Below are 14,821 nucleotides of genomic sequence, written 5' to 3' on the forward strand. Positions count from 1 at the left end.
GGTCTCCGGTGCGGCCGCCGCGGAGCAACCGCCCTCGCCCGCCTCCGCGCCGGCGGCGTCCGGTGCGCCGGTCCCGCTGGTGATCGTCGACGGCGCGAACGTGGTCGGTTCGGTGCCGGACGGCTGGTGGCGCGACCGAGCCGGCGCCGCGATCCGCCTCCGCGACAACCTGGCCCCGCTGCCCGCCGCCGGCCTGCCCGGCCTACCGCCCCCGATCGAGGTCGTCCTGGTCGTCGAGGGCAAGGCCCGGGACATCCCGCAAGACCCGTCCGGCGTCCGGATCGCCCGCGCCCCCGGCTCCGGCGACGACGAGATCATTGCTTTGGTACGCGACGAGCACCGCACCCGCCCCATCGTCGTGATAACCGCCGACCGCGGCCTCCGCTCCCGAGCCACCGCCCTGGGCGCCGAAGTCCGAGGCCCGTCCTCGGTCCCCCGCTGACCCGCAGCGGACACCGGTCCCCCAGCACTGGACCGGCGCACCCCATCGACATGCCGGAGGCGACCCCTACAGCGCATGCCGGAAGCGCCCGGCAGCGCATGCCGCAGACCTCCCCGCGCAGCCCATGCCGCAGACGTCCCCACACAGCGCATGCCGGAAGCGCCCGGCAAGCATGCCGTGAGGCCTCCCCACACAGCGCATGCCGGAAGCGCCCCGCGCAGCGCGTGCCGCGGGCCTCCCCGCGCAGCGCATGCCGCCCCGGACCCACGCCGCCATCAGGACGCTCCCCACGCAGACCCATGTGCCCAGCGCCCCAACGCCCCCGACGGTGGCCGGTTGCGGGGTGGGATGGGGCTCCGGGTTGGGAGTGGGGTCGGGGGCACCGGAACGGGCGCTTCGGAGCAAGGCGTCGGGCCGGGGCTGAGGCGGGGGTTCGGGGTTGGGAGTGAGGTGGGGGCACCGGGTCGGCGGTGAGGTCGGGCCTTCGGAGCGGGCCCTCGAAACGGGCGTCGGGTTGGGGTTGGGTGAAACGGTGACCAGCCGCGGACAATGAAGGGGCCGGCGATCGCTTTGGACGCGCAGCGGCCAGATCGCCGGCCCCGGCCCGCGCGGGAGCATGCGATCCGCACCCCAGCGGACGCGCGTACCTGAAGATCTTGAAGTTGATCTTTATGGTTGAGGCCGCAGCGGTGACCCAGCCCCGGACAGTAGGGTGCGCTCGTCGAGGCCGCGGCCGCCGAGGGGACGGGGCGGCCGAGCGATTTCGGTGGGGGGTGGCCGCGACGCGCAAGTCGGCATGATCCACAATGGACGTCGCGGAAAGTGGGCGCCACCAGGGCGATCATCGGTGTCGATCGTCGGACCGCTAGTGCGTCTTTTGTGTCAGTGGTGGGCAAAATGGCGCGGCCCGGGAGGCGCTTCCGGGGCTGGGCGTTAGGCTGTGTCGCAAGTGGGTTGAGTTACAGGAGGCCGAAAAGGGTGGCCAGTGTCGCCGAGGTCAGAGCGGCTGTGGACGCCGCGCTCCAGCAGGTGAACGAGGGGCAGGCGGCGATACAGGCGGCTCGGGAGAAGCTCGGTGAGGCGCAGCAGAGTCTGGCGGCCGCGCTCGACGGCAGTGCGCACGACGCCGTCGACACGGCCAAGGCGTCGCTGTCGCAGGCCGACCAGCAGCTCGAGGAATGCCTGACCGCCACGCTGGTCGCGGTCGAGGCCGCCCAGACCTACACGGCGACGCTCTGACGCGATGTCGCTGCTGCAGGAACTCGGCGCCCGGCTCCGGGCCGCCTCCGACGAGCTACCCGACGGCCTGGTCATCGCCGCGTTGGAAAAGCTTCGCAGCGCCACCGAGATCTTGAACTGGGTGCGCGAGGCGTCGGAGCACAAGATGGGCGTGCCCGAGCTCGGCAACGCCACCGAGCACGCCGAGCGGGCCGCCGCCGCGCTGCGCCTCGCCGAGGACGCGATCGAGAGCTACCTGGCCGCGCTCGGGCTCGGCGGTGACCCGGGCCGGCCGCAGGGGCAGGAGTGGCGCACCGCGCTGCGCCCGGAGCCGGAGTCGCAGCGGCCGGGCGAGCCGGGCGCGCAGCCACCGGTGGAGAAACTCGGTCCGTGGTGGCAGGAGCGCGTCGCCCAGCTCACCGGCGAGCCCGCGCCGACCGATCAGAAACCGCCCGGTCCCGGCAAGGCGGACACCGCCGAGCTGCTCCGCCGGGTGGCCGCCGGGGTGCGTGCCGGCGACCGCGCCCGGCTCGGCCGGGAGCTGCACTCGGTGACCGCGTCGACCGGCCTCGGCCTGGCCGCTGTCACCCCGCCGGTGCTGTATCGGCTGGCCGGCGACCTGCTCGGGCACGAACCACGGCCGGAGGACGTGCCACGGCTGCGCACCGCCGCCGAGAGCCGGGTCAAGGCACTGCTGCCGGGCACCTCGCCGGCCGTGCTGGAGACGCTCATCGACCGGATCTGCCGGGTTCCGGCGCGGGAGCAGGGGCACCGGCCGGCCGGGCATCCGGCGGACAACGCGGTGACCGCGAGCGTGCTGACCGGGGTGCTGCTGGCCCGGCTGGGCCGGGACGCCGAGGCGCTCGACCCGGACGCGCCGGAGCCGGTGCGCCCGCCTCGCGCCGAGGCCGGTGAGCAGCGCCGATGATGCCACGGGGCTGGACAACTGCGACGATGCCGGCGGGTCATGGCTGATTCCACCAAACAGCAGGTCATGGAGATCCGGGCCGGGCTGTCACACGCGCTGGGAGCCGCGGAGACCGCTCTCCGGCGTGCCCAGGAGGAGGCGGACGCGGCGCTCGCGCGCCTCGACCGGATCAGCGCGGCGGCCGGCAGCCGGCGGCGCAAGCTGGCCGAGGCGCGGGACAAGCGGCTCCAGTCGATCACCGAGTGGCACGACACCGAGCTGAGCGCGCTCTCCGGGGCGGCGGCCGGGGCCGCCGACCGGGCCGCGCCGGGAGCTGCCGGCGAGCCGTGGCACTCGTTCGAGGCGACGCCGTTGCCGCGCGCCGCCGAGCTGCGGGTCGGGCAGTTGCTGCTGCCCGCCGCGCCCGGCTCGGACGGCCAGCCCGAGGTGCCGGCCCTGGTGGAGCTGCTCGACCACGGGCACGTGGTGGTCCGCGGCGACCGGCGGCTGGGCGACGACGTGGTGGCCGGGCTGCTGCTGCGCGCGCTGGGCAGCAGCGCGCCGGGCACCGTACGGGTGATCGGCTACGACCCGGAGCACCTCGGTGGCGGGCTGGCCGGGTTCGCCGCGCTGGCCCCGGTGCGGGTGCTCACCCTCGTCGCGCCGAGCGGGCTCGGCGCCCTGCTCGACGAGCTGGTCGAGCACGTCCGGCGGATCAACGAGACGGTGCTGGCCGGGGAGTACTCGTCGCTGCGCGAGCTGCACGCGGCGACCAAGCGGCGGCCGGAGCCGTGGCGGGTGGCGGTGCTGCTCGGCGTCGGCGAGCTGAACCGGCACGAGCGCGTCCAGCTGGACCGGCTGCTGCGTACCGGGGCGGCCTGCGGGGTGCACCTGATCGTGCACGGGCCGGCCGTGGAGCCGGGCCCGGGGATCGAGTTCGTCACGGCGGCGCCCGGCGAGCAGGCGCGGATCGGCAGTGCGGGAGACCTTCCGGTACGCCTTGATCCCGGCCCGCCCCCCGCGGTGCTGACCGCCACCTGCCGGCAGATCGCCGAGGCGGTCGCCGCCGGTCCGGCCCCGGTGGCCCTGGACAGCCTGCTGCCGGATCCGGGCGAGGAGTGGCGGGAGAGTTCGGCGACCGGGCTGACCGCGCCGCTGGGCGACAGCCCGCAGGGCACCCGGGTGCGGGTGACGCTCAGCGACTATCCGCCGCACGCGTTGATCGCCGGGCCGTCCGGGACCGGCAAGACCAACCTGATCTACGCCTGGATGGGCGCCCTGGCGGCCCGCTACTCCCCCGCCGAGCTGGCGTTCTACCTGCTCGACTTCAAGGAGGGGGTGTCCTTCGCCCGGTTCGCGCCGGGCCGGCGGGACCAGAGCTGGCTGCCACACGTCCGGCTGGTCGGGGTGAACGTCAACACCGACCGGGAGTTCGGCCTGGCCCTGCTCCGGTTCCTCGGCGCCGAGCTGCGCCGCCGGGCGGACGCGGCCAAGCAGCACGAGGTGACCAACCTGGCCGAGCTGCGCGCCGAGGACCCGACCGGGGTGTGGCCGCGGATCGTCGCGGTGGTCGACGAGTTCCAGGTGCTGCTGGCCGGCCGGGACGCGGTCACCACCGAGGCCGTCGACCTGCTGGAGGACCTGGCCCGCCGGGGCCGCTCGCAGGGCATCCACCTGATCCTGGCCAGCCAGGACATCTCCGGCATCGAGGCGCTGTGGGGCCGGCCCGCGCTGGTCGCCCAGTTCACCCTGCGGATCGCGCTGCCCCGGGCCCGCCGGGTGCTGGCCGAGCAGAACGGCGCCGCCGACTCGCTGCCGCGCTACCACGCCGTCGTCAACTCGGACTCCGGCGCGGCCGAGGCCAACCAGATCGTCCGGGTGCCGGCGGCCGGCGACCGGGAGCAGTGGGGCGCGCTGCAGCACCGGCTGTGGCGCCGGCTGCCGCCCGGTGCGCTGCCGCCCCGGCTCTTCGACGGCGACGTGCAGCCCCGGCTCGCCGACAGCCCGGACTTCCGGGCGCTGGTGGCCGAGGACTCGCCGGCCCCGGTGGCGCTGCTCGGCGAGACCATCGACGTGATGTCCCGGTCGGCGCGGACCGTGCTGCGCCGCGCGCCGGGGCGCAACCTCGCGGTGCTCGGCACCCGGGTGGAGGAGGCGTGCGCGGTGCTGGCCACCGCCGGGCGCTCACTGGCGGCGCAGTTCCAGCGGGACGGCGCCCGGTTCTCGATCGCCTGCTTCGACCAGGACGCCCAGTCGTACGCCGAGGCCCTGCACGCCCGGATCCCGGACTGCGGCTGGTACGACGCGTCGAACGTCGACTGGCTGCTGGAGGACGCCGCCGCCGAGTCCACCGCGGCGTGGCCGGCCGACCGCCCGCACTTCATCCTGCTCTACGCCGCCGACGCGCTGCCCGGCGGCAAGGCGGCCCTGGACCAGCTGCGGACGGTGCTGCGGCAGGGCCCGGAGCGGCGGCTGCACGTGCTGGGCTGGTGGCGTGGCGCCGGGCTGCTGCGCGACACGCTGGGCGGGCAGGGGTCCCGCACCGACCCGATCGGCGCGTGGGTGGCTCTCGACGTGCACGGCAGCGAGCTGGCGCCGTACTACCCCGGTGCCGGGGCGCCGAACTGGTATCCGCGGCCCTGGCGGGCCCTGCACTTCGACCGGTCGGTGCATCGGGGCGCCGAGGTGATGATCCCGTACGGTGTCTCATGAGCGAACTGCAACCGGCCGACTTCGAGCGGGCCGACTACCGCACCGTCCTGCGCCGGCTGACCACGCTCGACCAGCGGGCCGCCGACCTGCGGGCCGAGGCGATCGCCTGGCACGCCGAGCAGCGCGCCGCCGCCGACGGGCAGGTGGCCGCCGCCGAGGAGCAGGCCCGGGCAGCCCAGCGGGCGGTCCGCGAGGCGCAGCGTGACCTGGAGCAGGTCGACGCGCAGGCGGCCGGGCTGTGGGCGGAGTACGTGCACCGCGTCGGCCCGGTGGCGGAACGTTTCGGCAAGCTCCCGCCGGCCAGCATCCCCCGGCAGCGGTCCGACCTGGCGGCCCGGGACTACCTCGCCGAGGTGGAGAAACGAGTCAAGTGGACACCGCCCGCCCGGCCGATCACCTTCGGCGTCAAGGTGCTGTTCGGCGTCTTCGGGCTGGCCGGCGGCATCGTCGGCGCGCTGCTGAACCAGGTGCTGCGGGACGCCGGGGCGGCGTCCGCCGGTGACTGGCACCAGGCGGCCCCGGTGGTGGCCCTGCTGGTGCTGCTGGCCTGCCCGGTGCTCGCGGTGGTCGGGGCGAAACTGGTGGCGGACCGGCGCAAGGTCGGCCTGGACACCGCGACGGTGGTCACCATCCTGGTGACCGGGCTGGTCACGGCGATGCTGCTGTTCACCGCGACGCAGTACGCCGGGGGCGGCGCTTAGCCCCGGGCCAGGGTGCGGCGGCGCTCGGCCTCCTCGACCAGGGCCGCCGGCACGTCCAGGTGGTCGCCGGCGCCGTGGGCCTCGTCGTACTCCAGATCGCCGCCGGTTTCGTATTCCGGGCCGCTCGGCTCGCCCGGCGGTGCGAGGCGGGCGTCCGGCTCGTCGGTCGCGTCGGTCATGCCTTCGTTCTACTCCGGCCGCCGGCACAAAACCAGCGTTCCGGGGTATCCGGGAAGAGTGTTGTGGATCGGGACGTCCGGATGGCAGTACAAGGACTGGCGCGGTGGCCTCTACCCGGAGAAGCTGCCGCAGCGGCTCTGGCTGGAGCACTATGCCGGGCACTACGCCACCGTCGAGGTGAACAACGCGTTCTACCGGCTGCCGGAGCGCACCACGTTCGAGCAGTGGCGGCAGCGGACGCCCGACGGGTTCGTCGTGGCGGTCAAGATGAGCCGCTATCTGACGCACATCAAGCGGCTGCGCGAGCCGGCCGAGCCGGTGGCCCGGTTCCTGGACCGGGCGGCGGGACTCGGCGACAAGCTCGGGCCGGTGCTGCTGCAGCTGCCGCCGACCATGCGCGCCGACCTGGCCGCGCTGGACGAGACGCTGAGTCTGTTCCCGGCCGGGGTGCGGGTGGCGGTGGAGCCCCGGCACGACAGCTGGTTCACCGGGGACTGCGAGAAGCTGCTGCGGGCGCACGGCGCCGCGCTGTGCTGGGCGGACCGCAAGGGCCGGCCGGTCACCCCGCTGTGGCGCACGGCGGACTTCGCCTACCTGCGGTTCCACGAGGGCGCCGCCCGGCCGTGGCCGCGGTACGGCAGCGCGGCGCTGCGCTCCTGGCTGGGCCGGCTGGGCCCGGACGGTTTCGTCTACTTCAACAACGACCCGGGCGGCGCCGCGGTGATCGACGCGGACGCGTTTGCCCGGATCGCCGAAGGACGTGGGATCGCTGTCAGTCATCCCCCAGCAGGTCAATGAAGGTTGAAGCATTCCGCTGCGCATAATCGGCGTAGCAATTGTTCATCAACACGTGCGTGGTCTTCGCCTCGCCGGCGAGCGCGCGCAGTTTCGGCACCCACTCTGCAAGTTCTTCCGTGGAATAGCGATAGTAGAACTTCTCGTGGATGTCCTTACTCGTCCACTTGTCGCTATGCCCGTGGAAACGCACGACTGCCAGATCGGCGGTCGCGGTCACCACCGGAGGCACCGAGGACTTGTAGCCCTGCGGCATGTCGACAGCGACGAACGGCAGCCGATGGTGGCGCAGGAAGTCCAGGGTCTCGTCCTGATTTCCGCCGTCGAACCAGGAGGCGTTGCGGAACTCGAAGACCGGCCGCAGCGGCTTGCACCGGGCCGCGACCTCCAGCAGGTACTCCTTGTTGGACTTGCGGATCCCGAACCAGGGCGGGAACTGGAAGAGCAGGGCCCCGAGCTTGCCGGCCTCGGCGAGCGGGTCCAACGCGGTGAGGAACCGGGTCCAGACCTCCTCGTACGTCTGCGGCGGCAGGTCCTGCGGGTAGACGTTCTTCTTGTCCGTCTCCGGCCGCAGGTCCTTGTAGAGCGCTGACACCTTGGTCGGGTGCCCGGTCAGCAGGCTGAACGCCTTGATGTTGAAGGTGAAGTCGTCGGGGGTGCGCTGTGCCCAGAGCCGCGTGGTCTGCTCGTTGGGCGGGCCGTAGTAGGTCGCGTCGACCTCGACCAGGGGGAACTGCCGCGCGTAGTACGCCAGCCGCTTCTCCGGGTTGTCGGCGGTCGACGGGTACCACCCCGACGCGATCAACGTCTTGTCGGTCCATCCACAGGTCCCGAACAGGATGCTCGCCATGGCTTACCGGTGCCCGCCTCCGCCCGCACGGAAACGAGCACCGGTACGGCTCAGCTGGCCCGGCGCTCGCGGACCTGCTTGCAGTTGACACACGTGGTGGCCGATGGGAACACCTCGAGGCGCTCCACCGGGATCGGGTTGGAGCAGCCCTCACAGTTGCCGTACGTCCCGTCCTCGAGCCGCTGCATCGCGTACTCCGCCTGGGTGCGACGGTCGAGGAGGGTGCGCAGCAGCGAGCCCGCGGCGTCCCGCTCCGCCGTCTTGGATCCGCTGTCGGCCTGGTCGTCGCCGGCCGAGTCGCCGATCTCGACCAGCCGCAGCCGATGGCTCTGGGCGACCGCCTCTTCATACTCCGCGTCGAGCTCCTCGAACCGGGTCCGCAGGAGCTCCCGGATCTGCTCCAGCTCCTCGGCCGAGCGCCCCTTCGCCGCGCTGGCGCCCTTACCGGCTACAACAGCACCGTTGACGAGCATGTAGTCCCCCTGCCCTTCCCTAAGCCCCAGCCGATGGGCGAGTGGCTCGATGTGTGGAGCCGCCTGATACCCACCGCCGGAGGTCCCAAACCGGGGCCCCCGCGAAAAAGTAACCGGAGCATAACTGTCAGTGGTCAGTTGCGCCACGGACTCGGCGAGCGGGTCTTGTGCCGACGATCACCCCGGCGCCACGACCAGCGCGGGATGGCGAGGATCATCCACTCGGACGACCACGTCGGCGAACTCCTGCGGAGCCATCTCTCCCACATACCGGGCGAAGGCGGGCAGGGTCCAGCGATCCTCGGCGGCGGTGCGCCGGTCCAGGGCCGCGGCGGAGAGCGCAAGGTGGACGGTGAAGTCGAAGGGCAGTCCGGCGCCGAGCAGCAGCGGGCCGCTGACCAGCACGATCGCGGCGGCCGGCAGCATGCGGTAGGGCTCGCGGGCGGCCCGGTCGGTGGCCGCGTTCCAGAGGCGGGTGACGATGCGCCCGGAGCCGCCGGGGCCGGCCGGGTCGAGCACCTCGCGGATCAGCCCGGCCTCGTCGAACCAGCCGGTGTAGAACGAGTCGGGATTGGCCCGCCCGAACTCCAGACGCAACGAGGCCGGACGCAAGAAGTCCCTGGTGTCGATGTGCACCGCCGGGCGGCCACGGACGCGCAGCGGGTCGATCAGGGCCGCTGCCAGCCGATCCGGGCCGGCGGCGTCGGCGCCGTCCACTGCCACCCGGACCCTACTGTCGGATTCCCGACTGGCCAGCCGGTCGGCGAGATTTTCGACCAGCACGGCGAAGGAGACCGGGGTGACGCGCATGCCTCAATCGTGCGGCATGATCGTGATCCGGGCGTCGTCGGCCAGCCGGTAGCCCACCCCGTAGACGGTGGTGACGGCCGGCACGCTGGCCCCCAGCTTGAGCCGCAGCCGCCGCACGTGCACGTCGACGGTGCGCTCCCCGGCCCGCTCGTAACCCCACACGCCGGCCAGCAGCTGGGCCCGGCTGAACACCCGGCGCGGCCGCTCGGCCAGGTAGAGCAGCAGGTCGAACTCGAGGCGGGTGAGCGGGACCGGCTCACCGTCCAGCAGCACCTGCCGGGAGCCGGTGAGCAGCCGCACCTCGGGGCCGCTGGGAACCGGCTCGGGCTCCGGCTCGGGCACCGCGGCCGCCTCGACGGTCACCGTGCCGCGGCTGAGCTCGACCAGCTCGCGGACCGCGGCCAGCAGCCGATGCGCCTGTGGGGACACCGCGTCCCCGGTGAGCGGGATGGCGAGCGTCACGGTCAGCGCCGGTTCGGAACGCCGGCTGGCCGAGCCGCGGCCCGGGCCGGCTGAACGACGATCGGCACGCGGCGACAATGCGCTGACCGGCATTGAATGAACCCCCAGGAATTTGCTGCGGCAAGCGAATACGACCGATCACCGAGGGAGGCGCGGCGCATGATCGGCGCCACCGTGAACAACCCTCAGTTGTGCGTAAAAGCGGGCCTGATATCTCCGGTCCGCCGGTTTGCGGGTCAAGTCGCCATCCACAGTGTGAGAAAGATGTTCCATATTGTTCCCGGTAACACGAATTCATTCCGGGAACGATTTCTGTCAGTCTCATTAAGCATTGCCGAACGCCGCGCGGCTGACCTGGGCCGGAACATGACGAAGGGGACGCCACGAAATCCGTGGCGTCCCCTTGCGAAAATCCCGAGTGAAATCAGCCACCCGAGGTGAGGCGGCGGCCGACGGCCGCGATCAACCGGTCCAGCTCGGAGCCGAACGGGTTGTCGTGCACCAGGTACGTCCAGGTCGCGCTCGGCCGGACGATCTCCGCCCGCTCCGGCTGCCAGCCGTCGCTGAGGTCGACCTCCTCGAACGTCTCGATGGTCCGCTCCTCCACCTTCGTCAGCAGCTCCTGGAAGGCCGGCACCGCCGACCTGTGGAACTCGTCCAGCGGGTCCAGCTTGCCCAGGGCCCGCAGGTGCACGCCCTCACGCACCTCGGACAGGTACGCCAGGTGGTCGGCCCAGAGCCGGTCCAGGTGGTACAGCGCGATCGCCCGGGCCGAGTCGGAGAGCACGTCCTCGTCGGTCTCCTTGGCCTTCTCCGGCGATTTCTCCAGCAGCATGATCGCGGCGACCTCGGAGGTGAGCAGCCGCTCCCGGCGCTCGGCCAGCAGCAGCCGCTGCTGCTCGATCACCACGCTGTACCGCCAGGTGTTGCGGTGGATCTCGTGGTTGACGCCCTCGGCGACCCGCTGGGCGTGCTCGACCGCGTAGTCCACCTGCGGGTCGTGCACCACGCCGTCCATGTCCATCCGCGGCGAGGCCGGCAGGATGTCACCGGCGTGCCGGGTGACCAGCTCGTCCTCCAGGCTGACGAAGAACACCGAGGCGCCCGGGTCGCCCTGCCGGCCGGCCCGGCCGCGCAGCTGGTCGTCGACCCGGCGGCTGTCGTGCCGGCCCGCGCCGATCACGTAGAGCCCGCCGAGCTCGACCACCCGGTCCCGGTCGGCCTCGTCGCTGCCGCCCAGCCGGATGTCGACACCGCGGCCGGCCATCTGGGTGGAGACGGTGACCGCGCCGACCGCGCCGGCCTCCGCGATGATCGCCGCCTCCTCGGCGTCGTTCTTCGCGTTCAGCACGTTGCACGGCACGCCGGCCTTGGCCAGCTGCGCGGCGAGCGTCTCGGAGGCCTGCACGTCGAGGGTGCCGATCAGCACCGGGCGGCCCTTGTCGTGCGCGATCTTGATTTCCTCGACCAGCGCCTCGTCCCGGGTGTCGTGCGCCGAGTAGATCCGGTCCGGGTCGTCCTCGCGGATGTTCGGGGTGTTCGGCGGGACCACCGCGACCTCGAGCTTGAAGTACTCCCGCAGCTGCTCGCCGACGTGCACGGCGGTCGCGGTCATCCCGCAGACGGTCGCGTAGAGCGCGATGTACGCCTGCACCGTGATGGTGTCCAGCACCTCGCCCTCGGCGGTGGCGGACAGCCCCTCCTTGGCCTCCACGGCCGCCTGCAACCCGTCCGGCCAGCGGCGGCGCTGGGCCACCCGGCCGCGCATCTCGTCGATCAGCTCGACCCCGCCGTTGCGGACGATGTAGTCCACGTCGCGGCGCAGCAGGGCGTGCGCGTGCAGCGCCACGTTCACCGCGGACAGGTGCTCGACCTGGTCGTCGGCGTACAGGTCGACGCCGCCGAGCTGCTCCTCGACGTTCTTCAGGCCGGCCTCGGTGAAGGCCACGCTGCGGCCGTCCTCGGCCACCTCGTAGTCCTTGCCCCGGCGCAGCGACTTGACCAGCTCGGCGGCCTCGTGCACCGGGTCGCTCTCGGTCGAGGTCGAGCCGGCCAGCACCATCGGCACCCGGGCCTCGTCGATCAGGATCGAGTCGGCCTCGTCCACGATCGCGGTGGCCAGGTCACGCTGCACCCGGTCGGCCACGTCGGTGACCAGCTGGTCGCGCAGGTAGTCGAAGCCCGCCTCGGAGACCGACACGTAGGTGACGTCGGCGGCGTACGCCTCGCGCCGCTCCTCCGGGGTCATCGACTCGGTCACCGAGCCGACGGTCAGGCCGAGCAGCGTGTAGATCGGCTCCATCCACTCGGCGTCGCGCTTGGCCAGGTAGTCGTTCACGGTCAGCACGTGCACCGGGCCGTTGCCCAGGCGGGTGTGACCGTAGGCCGCGATGGTGGCGGTGAGCGTCTTGCCCTCACCGGTGGCCATCTCGGCCACCCGGCCGTCGAGCAGCGCCATCGCGCCGAGCAGCTGGACGTCGTACGGCCGCTGGCCGATCGCCCGGAACGCCGCCTCCCGGCCGATCGCGCAGATCTCGGTATAGTCGGAGGCTTCCCGCGCGGCGTCGGTCAGGGCCGCGTCGTCCAGCTCCTTGAGCGCCTCCTCACGAGCCTCGATCGGCTCCAGGCGCTTCGACAGCGGGCCGAGGTCCACAGTCGTGCCCGGGCGCTGCAAAAACTTGCGGAATCGGTTCTTGAATCGCTGCGACACACCCATGGCGCGCAACGGTACTTTATTTCGCTGACAGCCATCGGCCGGACTCCCGCGCGCCGCTCCGACGAGATTCGCCCGGTCCGGTGGTTTGCCCTCCCGGGGCGCCGGGCACCTGCTGTGACGAGATCCCACCGGCGAGGAGGACCCCATGCCCAGCCAGCTGGTCTGCCGGCCGGAACGGGACCTGCCGGTGGCGGTGCTGACCGTCAGCGGCACCCTGGACCGCCTCACCGGCGACGCGCTGGGTGCCGCGGTCCGCCGCAGCCTCGCCGGGCAGCCGGTGAAGCTCCTGCTCGACGTGACCCGGCTGGAGGTGGCCGACCCGATCGCGTTCGGCACGTTCGGCTCGGTGCTCTGCCAGACCGCGGAATTCCCGAACGTACCCATCGTCGTCTGCGGCGCCGACCAGGACACCTCCGCCGCGCTGGCCGCCACCCCGGACTGCGCCGGCGTCGCGATGGCCGACGACTGCGCCGCCGCCCTGGCCGAGGCGAGCGCCGAACCCCCGCCGGACCGCCTCCGGGTCCGCCTGCGCCCGGTACCGGAAGCCTGCCGCCAGGTCCGCCAGCTGGTCGACCCGGCCTGCGCCCGCTGGCACCGCGCCGAGTTCGCCGCCACCGCCGTGCTAATCGCCACCGAGCTGGTCGCCAACGTGGTGCGGCACGCCCACACCACCATGGAGTTCACCCTGGCCGTCCACGACGGCCGCCTCACCATGGCGGTCCGCGACGGCAGCCGCGCCATGCCCCGCCAGCTGAACCCGACCCTCACCGACTCCGGCGGCCGCGGCCTCCGCCTGGTCCGCGAACTCTCCGCCGCCTGGGGAGTCCTCCCCGTCACCGACGGCAAAATCGTCTGGACCCACCTGATCCCGGCCCTCACCTGACCGGTCCCGCCCTGCTCGACCGGTCGCTCCGCCGCCCCAACGGCTCGCCGCCCCAACCGGCTCGCCAGTTCAACCGGCTCTCCGCTCCGGCCGACTCGCCAGTTCAACCGGCTCTCCGCTCCGGCCGGCTCGCTTCTCCGGCCGGCTCGCTTCTCCGCACGGCTCGCTTCTCCGGCCGGTTCGCTTCTCCGCACGGCCGCGCAACCGACCTCGCTGCCGCGGCGTAGTCGGCCGACTTCCGGTTCGCGCATTTTGTACGGTCTGGTATCGAGACAGGCGCAGACGACCGGTCCCGTGGCTGAGCGCGACCGCCGCCGAGCACCGGACCGCCCGGCGACCGCCGGGCTGATCCGGTCCGCTCCCACCGGCACCGCCAGGTGGCGCCGGCCGGCCGGGCCGATCAGGTCCAGGCCCACCCGCGGCGTATGACGACCGCGCCGCGATCCGGACTCACTGACGGCGTGGCAGGCCGCTCGGGGCGCTCGACGGGTCCTCCGGGCCGTCCTCGGCCGGAGGTGACGCCGGGCGGGCAGCCGGACGAGCCGCGCCACGCCCGGGCAGGCCGGACGGCGCACTCGTCTCGTCCACCGGCGCGCCGGAGGTTTCCCCTGCCGGGTTTCCCGTACCCGCCGGGGCTCCCGGTCCGGAACCTGCCGGGGCTCCCCCGCCGGCCCCCGGTCCGGCTCCGAGCCCTGCTGCCAGGCTCGGGCCGGGATGGGTTGCCGGACCGGCCGAGCCGTGTTGTCCCATGTCGGGCGCCTGAAGGCCGGGCCGGATGATGCCGGGGCCAGGCGCGGGTGGGTTGTGCTGTCCCATGTCCGGCGGCTGCAGCCCGGGTCGGGTCGCGGCCGGAGAGGTCCCTTGGTTCTGCTGCTGCCCCAGGTCGGGCGCTCGGAGACCCGGACGAGCCTCGGACGCCGGATTGTGCTGTCCCATGTCCGGAGCCTGAAGGCCGGGCCTCGCCTGACCCATGTCCGGAGCCTGCAAACCCGGCCGCCCCTGACCCATGTCCGGAGCCTGCAAACCCGGCCGCCCCTGACCCATGTCCGGAGCCTGCAAACCCGGCCGCCCCTGACCCATGTCCGGAGCCTGGAGACCGGGCCGCGCCTGGCCCATGTCCGGAGCTTGCAAACCCGGCCGTCCCCGACCCGTGTCCGGCGGCTGCAAACCCGGCCCCGCCTGACCCGTGTCCGGCGGCTGCAAGCCCGGGTGAGCCGCGCCAGCAGTCGCCAGCGGCGGAGTGTGCTGGCCTGTCGGCGACTGTCCGGTCACCGCGGCAGCGGACGGCAGGAAGTCTCCACCGGTAGCCGCCCCCGCCATCGCCGAGGCGCCCGGCTGCCCCTGGCCGGCCCCACCAAGCTGCGCCGCCGGGTTCATGCCGGGCATACCCGGCTGGCCCACCGGCCCGGCCGGCTGACCCATCGGCACGCCTTGCCCGCCCGGCTGGCCCATCGGGGCACCTTGTGCACCCGGCTGACCCAGCGGCATGCCTGGCTGGCCCGTCGGGGCACCCGCGCCCGGCTGACCCACCGGCATTCCCGGGTGACCCGTCGGGCCCGAGCCCTCGGCGGCGGGCGGCATCATCGGCACTGGACCACCTGCCCCCGGGAGGCCGAGCGGCCGAGCGGACCGGGTGAACCGTGGTGCGTCCAGCGGACTGTTCTGCTGGCTG

The 14,821-nt window shown here is 73.2% G+C and carries 13 protein-coding genes; 7 read left to right on the plus strand and 6 right to left on the minus strand.

The window, feature by feature from the left end:
- Positions 1 to 79 precede the first annotated feature (79 nt).
- From Actob_RS29135 to Actob_RS29155, 5 genes are all read left to right on the plus strand, one after another.
- On the plus strand, positions 80 to 442 hold the full coding sequence (locus Actob_RS29135; protein ID WP_284915038.1) for a hypothetical protein: 363 nt from the start codon (positions 80 to 82) through the stop codon (positions 440 to 442).
- A gap of 978 nt (positions 443 to 1,420) precedes the next feature.
- Positions 1,421 to 1,681, plus strand: a complete 261-nt coding sequence (locus Actob_RS29140; RefSeq protein ID WP_185044674.1) for a hypothetical protein — start codon at positions 1,421 to 1,423, stop codon at positions 1,679 to 1,681.
- Between the two features lie 4 nt (positions 1,682 to 1,685).
- A complete protein-coding gene (locus Actob_RS29145; protein WP_284915039.1) occupies positions 1,686 to 2,588 on the plus strand; it encodes a hypothetical protein in 903 nt (300 codons plus the stop codon).
- A 39-nt stretch (positions 2,589 to 2,627) separates the two neighbouring features.
- Complete coding sequence (locus Actob_RS29150; protein ID WP_284915040.1) at positions 2,628 to 5,279, plus strand: FtsK/SpoIIIE domain-containing protein; 2,652 nt, start codon at positions 2,628 to 2,630, stop codon at positions 5,277 to 5,279.
- On the plus strand, positions 5,276 to 5,980 hold the full coding sequence (locus Actob_RS29155) for a hypothetical protein (protein WP_284915041.1): 705 nt from the start codon (positions 5,276 to 5,278) through the stop codon (positions 5,978 to 5,980). The genes Actob_RS29150 and Actob_RS29155 overlap by 4 nt, the downstream gene beginning before the upstream one ends.
- Here the strand turns inward: Actob_RS29155 and Actob_RS29160 are convergent.
- Positions 5,977 to 6,159: a hypothetical protein gene (locus Actob_RS29160; protein ID WP_284915042.1), complete on the minus strand. Its 183-nt coding sequence runs from the start codon at positions 6,157 to 6,159 to the stop codon at positions 5,977 to 5,979. The genes Actob_RS29155 and Actob_RS29160 overlap by 4 nt on opposite strands.
- Positions 6,160 to 6,217: 58 nt before the next feature.
- Here Actob_RS29160 and Actob_RS29165 point away from each other — a divergent pair, with 58 nt between their 5' ends.
- Positions 6,218 to 6,958, plus strand: a complete 741-nt coding sequence (locus tag Actob_RS29165) for a DUF72 domain-containing protein (protein ID WP_284915043.1) — start codon at positions 6,218 to 6,220, stop codon at positions 6,956 to 6,958.
- Here Actob_RS29165 and Actob_RS29170 read toward each other — a convergent pair.
- From Actob_RS29170 to secA2, 5 genes are all read right to left on the minus strand, one after another.
- Entirely contained in the window at positions 6,933 to 7,805 is an 873-nt protein-coding gene (locus Actob_RS29170; protein WP_284915044.1) for a DUF72 domain-containing protein, read from the minus strand. The two genes, Actob_RS29165 and Actob_RS29170, sit on opposite strands and share 26 nt — an antisense overlap.
- A gap of 50 nt (positions 7,806 to 7,855) precedes the next feature.
- Entirely contained in the window at positions 7,856 to 8,278 is a 423-nt protein-coding gene (locus Actob_RS29175) for a TraR/DksA family transcriptional regulator (protein WP_284915045.1), read from the minus strand.
- Positions 8,279 to 8,455: 177 nt separating this feature from the next.
- The gene (locus tag Actob_RS29180; protein WP_284915046.1) at positions 8,456 to 9,088 is read right to left on the minus strand and encodes a nucleoside/nucleotide kinase family protein; all 633 of its coding nucleotides are present in this window, start codon (positions 9,086 to 9,088) and stop codon (positions 8,456 to 8,458) included.
- A gap of 3 nt (positions 9,089 to 9,091) precedes the next feature.
- Positions 9,092 to 9,550 (minus strand): winged helix-turn-helix domain-containing protein, encoded by a 459-nt coding sequence (locus tag Actob_RS29185; protein WP_407653407.1) that lies wholly within the window; start codon positions 9,548 to 9,550, stop codon positions 9,092 to 9,094.
- Positions 9,551 to 9,974: 424 nt separating this feature from the next.
- Positions 9,975 to 12,266 (minus strand): accessory Sec system translocase SecA2, encoded by a 2,292-nt coding sequence (gene secA2 / locus Actob_RS29190; protein ID WP_284915048.1) that lies wholly within the window; start codon positions 12,264 to 12,266, stop codon positions 9,975 to 9,977.
- 145 nt (positions 12,267 to 12,411) lie between these two features.
- Between secA2 and Actob_RS29195 the strand changes: the two genes are divergently transcribed.
- The gene (locus Actob_RS29195; RefSeq protein ID WP_284915049.1) at positions 12,412 to 13,149 is read left to right on the plus strand and encodes an ATP-binding protein; all 738 of its coding nucleotides are present in this window, start codon (positions 12,412 to 12,414) and stop codon (positions 13,147 to 13,149) included.
- The last annotated feature ends 1,672 nt before the right edge of the window (positions 13,150 to 14,821 follow it).

Source organism: Actinoplanes oblitus, from assembly GCF_030252345.1.
Taxonomy (GTDB): Bacteria; Actinomycetota; Actinomycetes; order Mycobacteriales; family Micromonosporaceae; genus Actinoplanes; species Actinoplanes oblitus.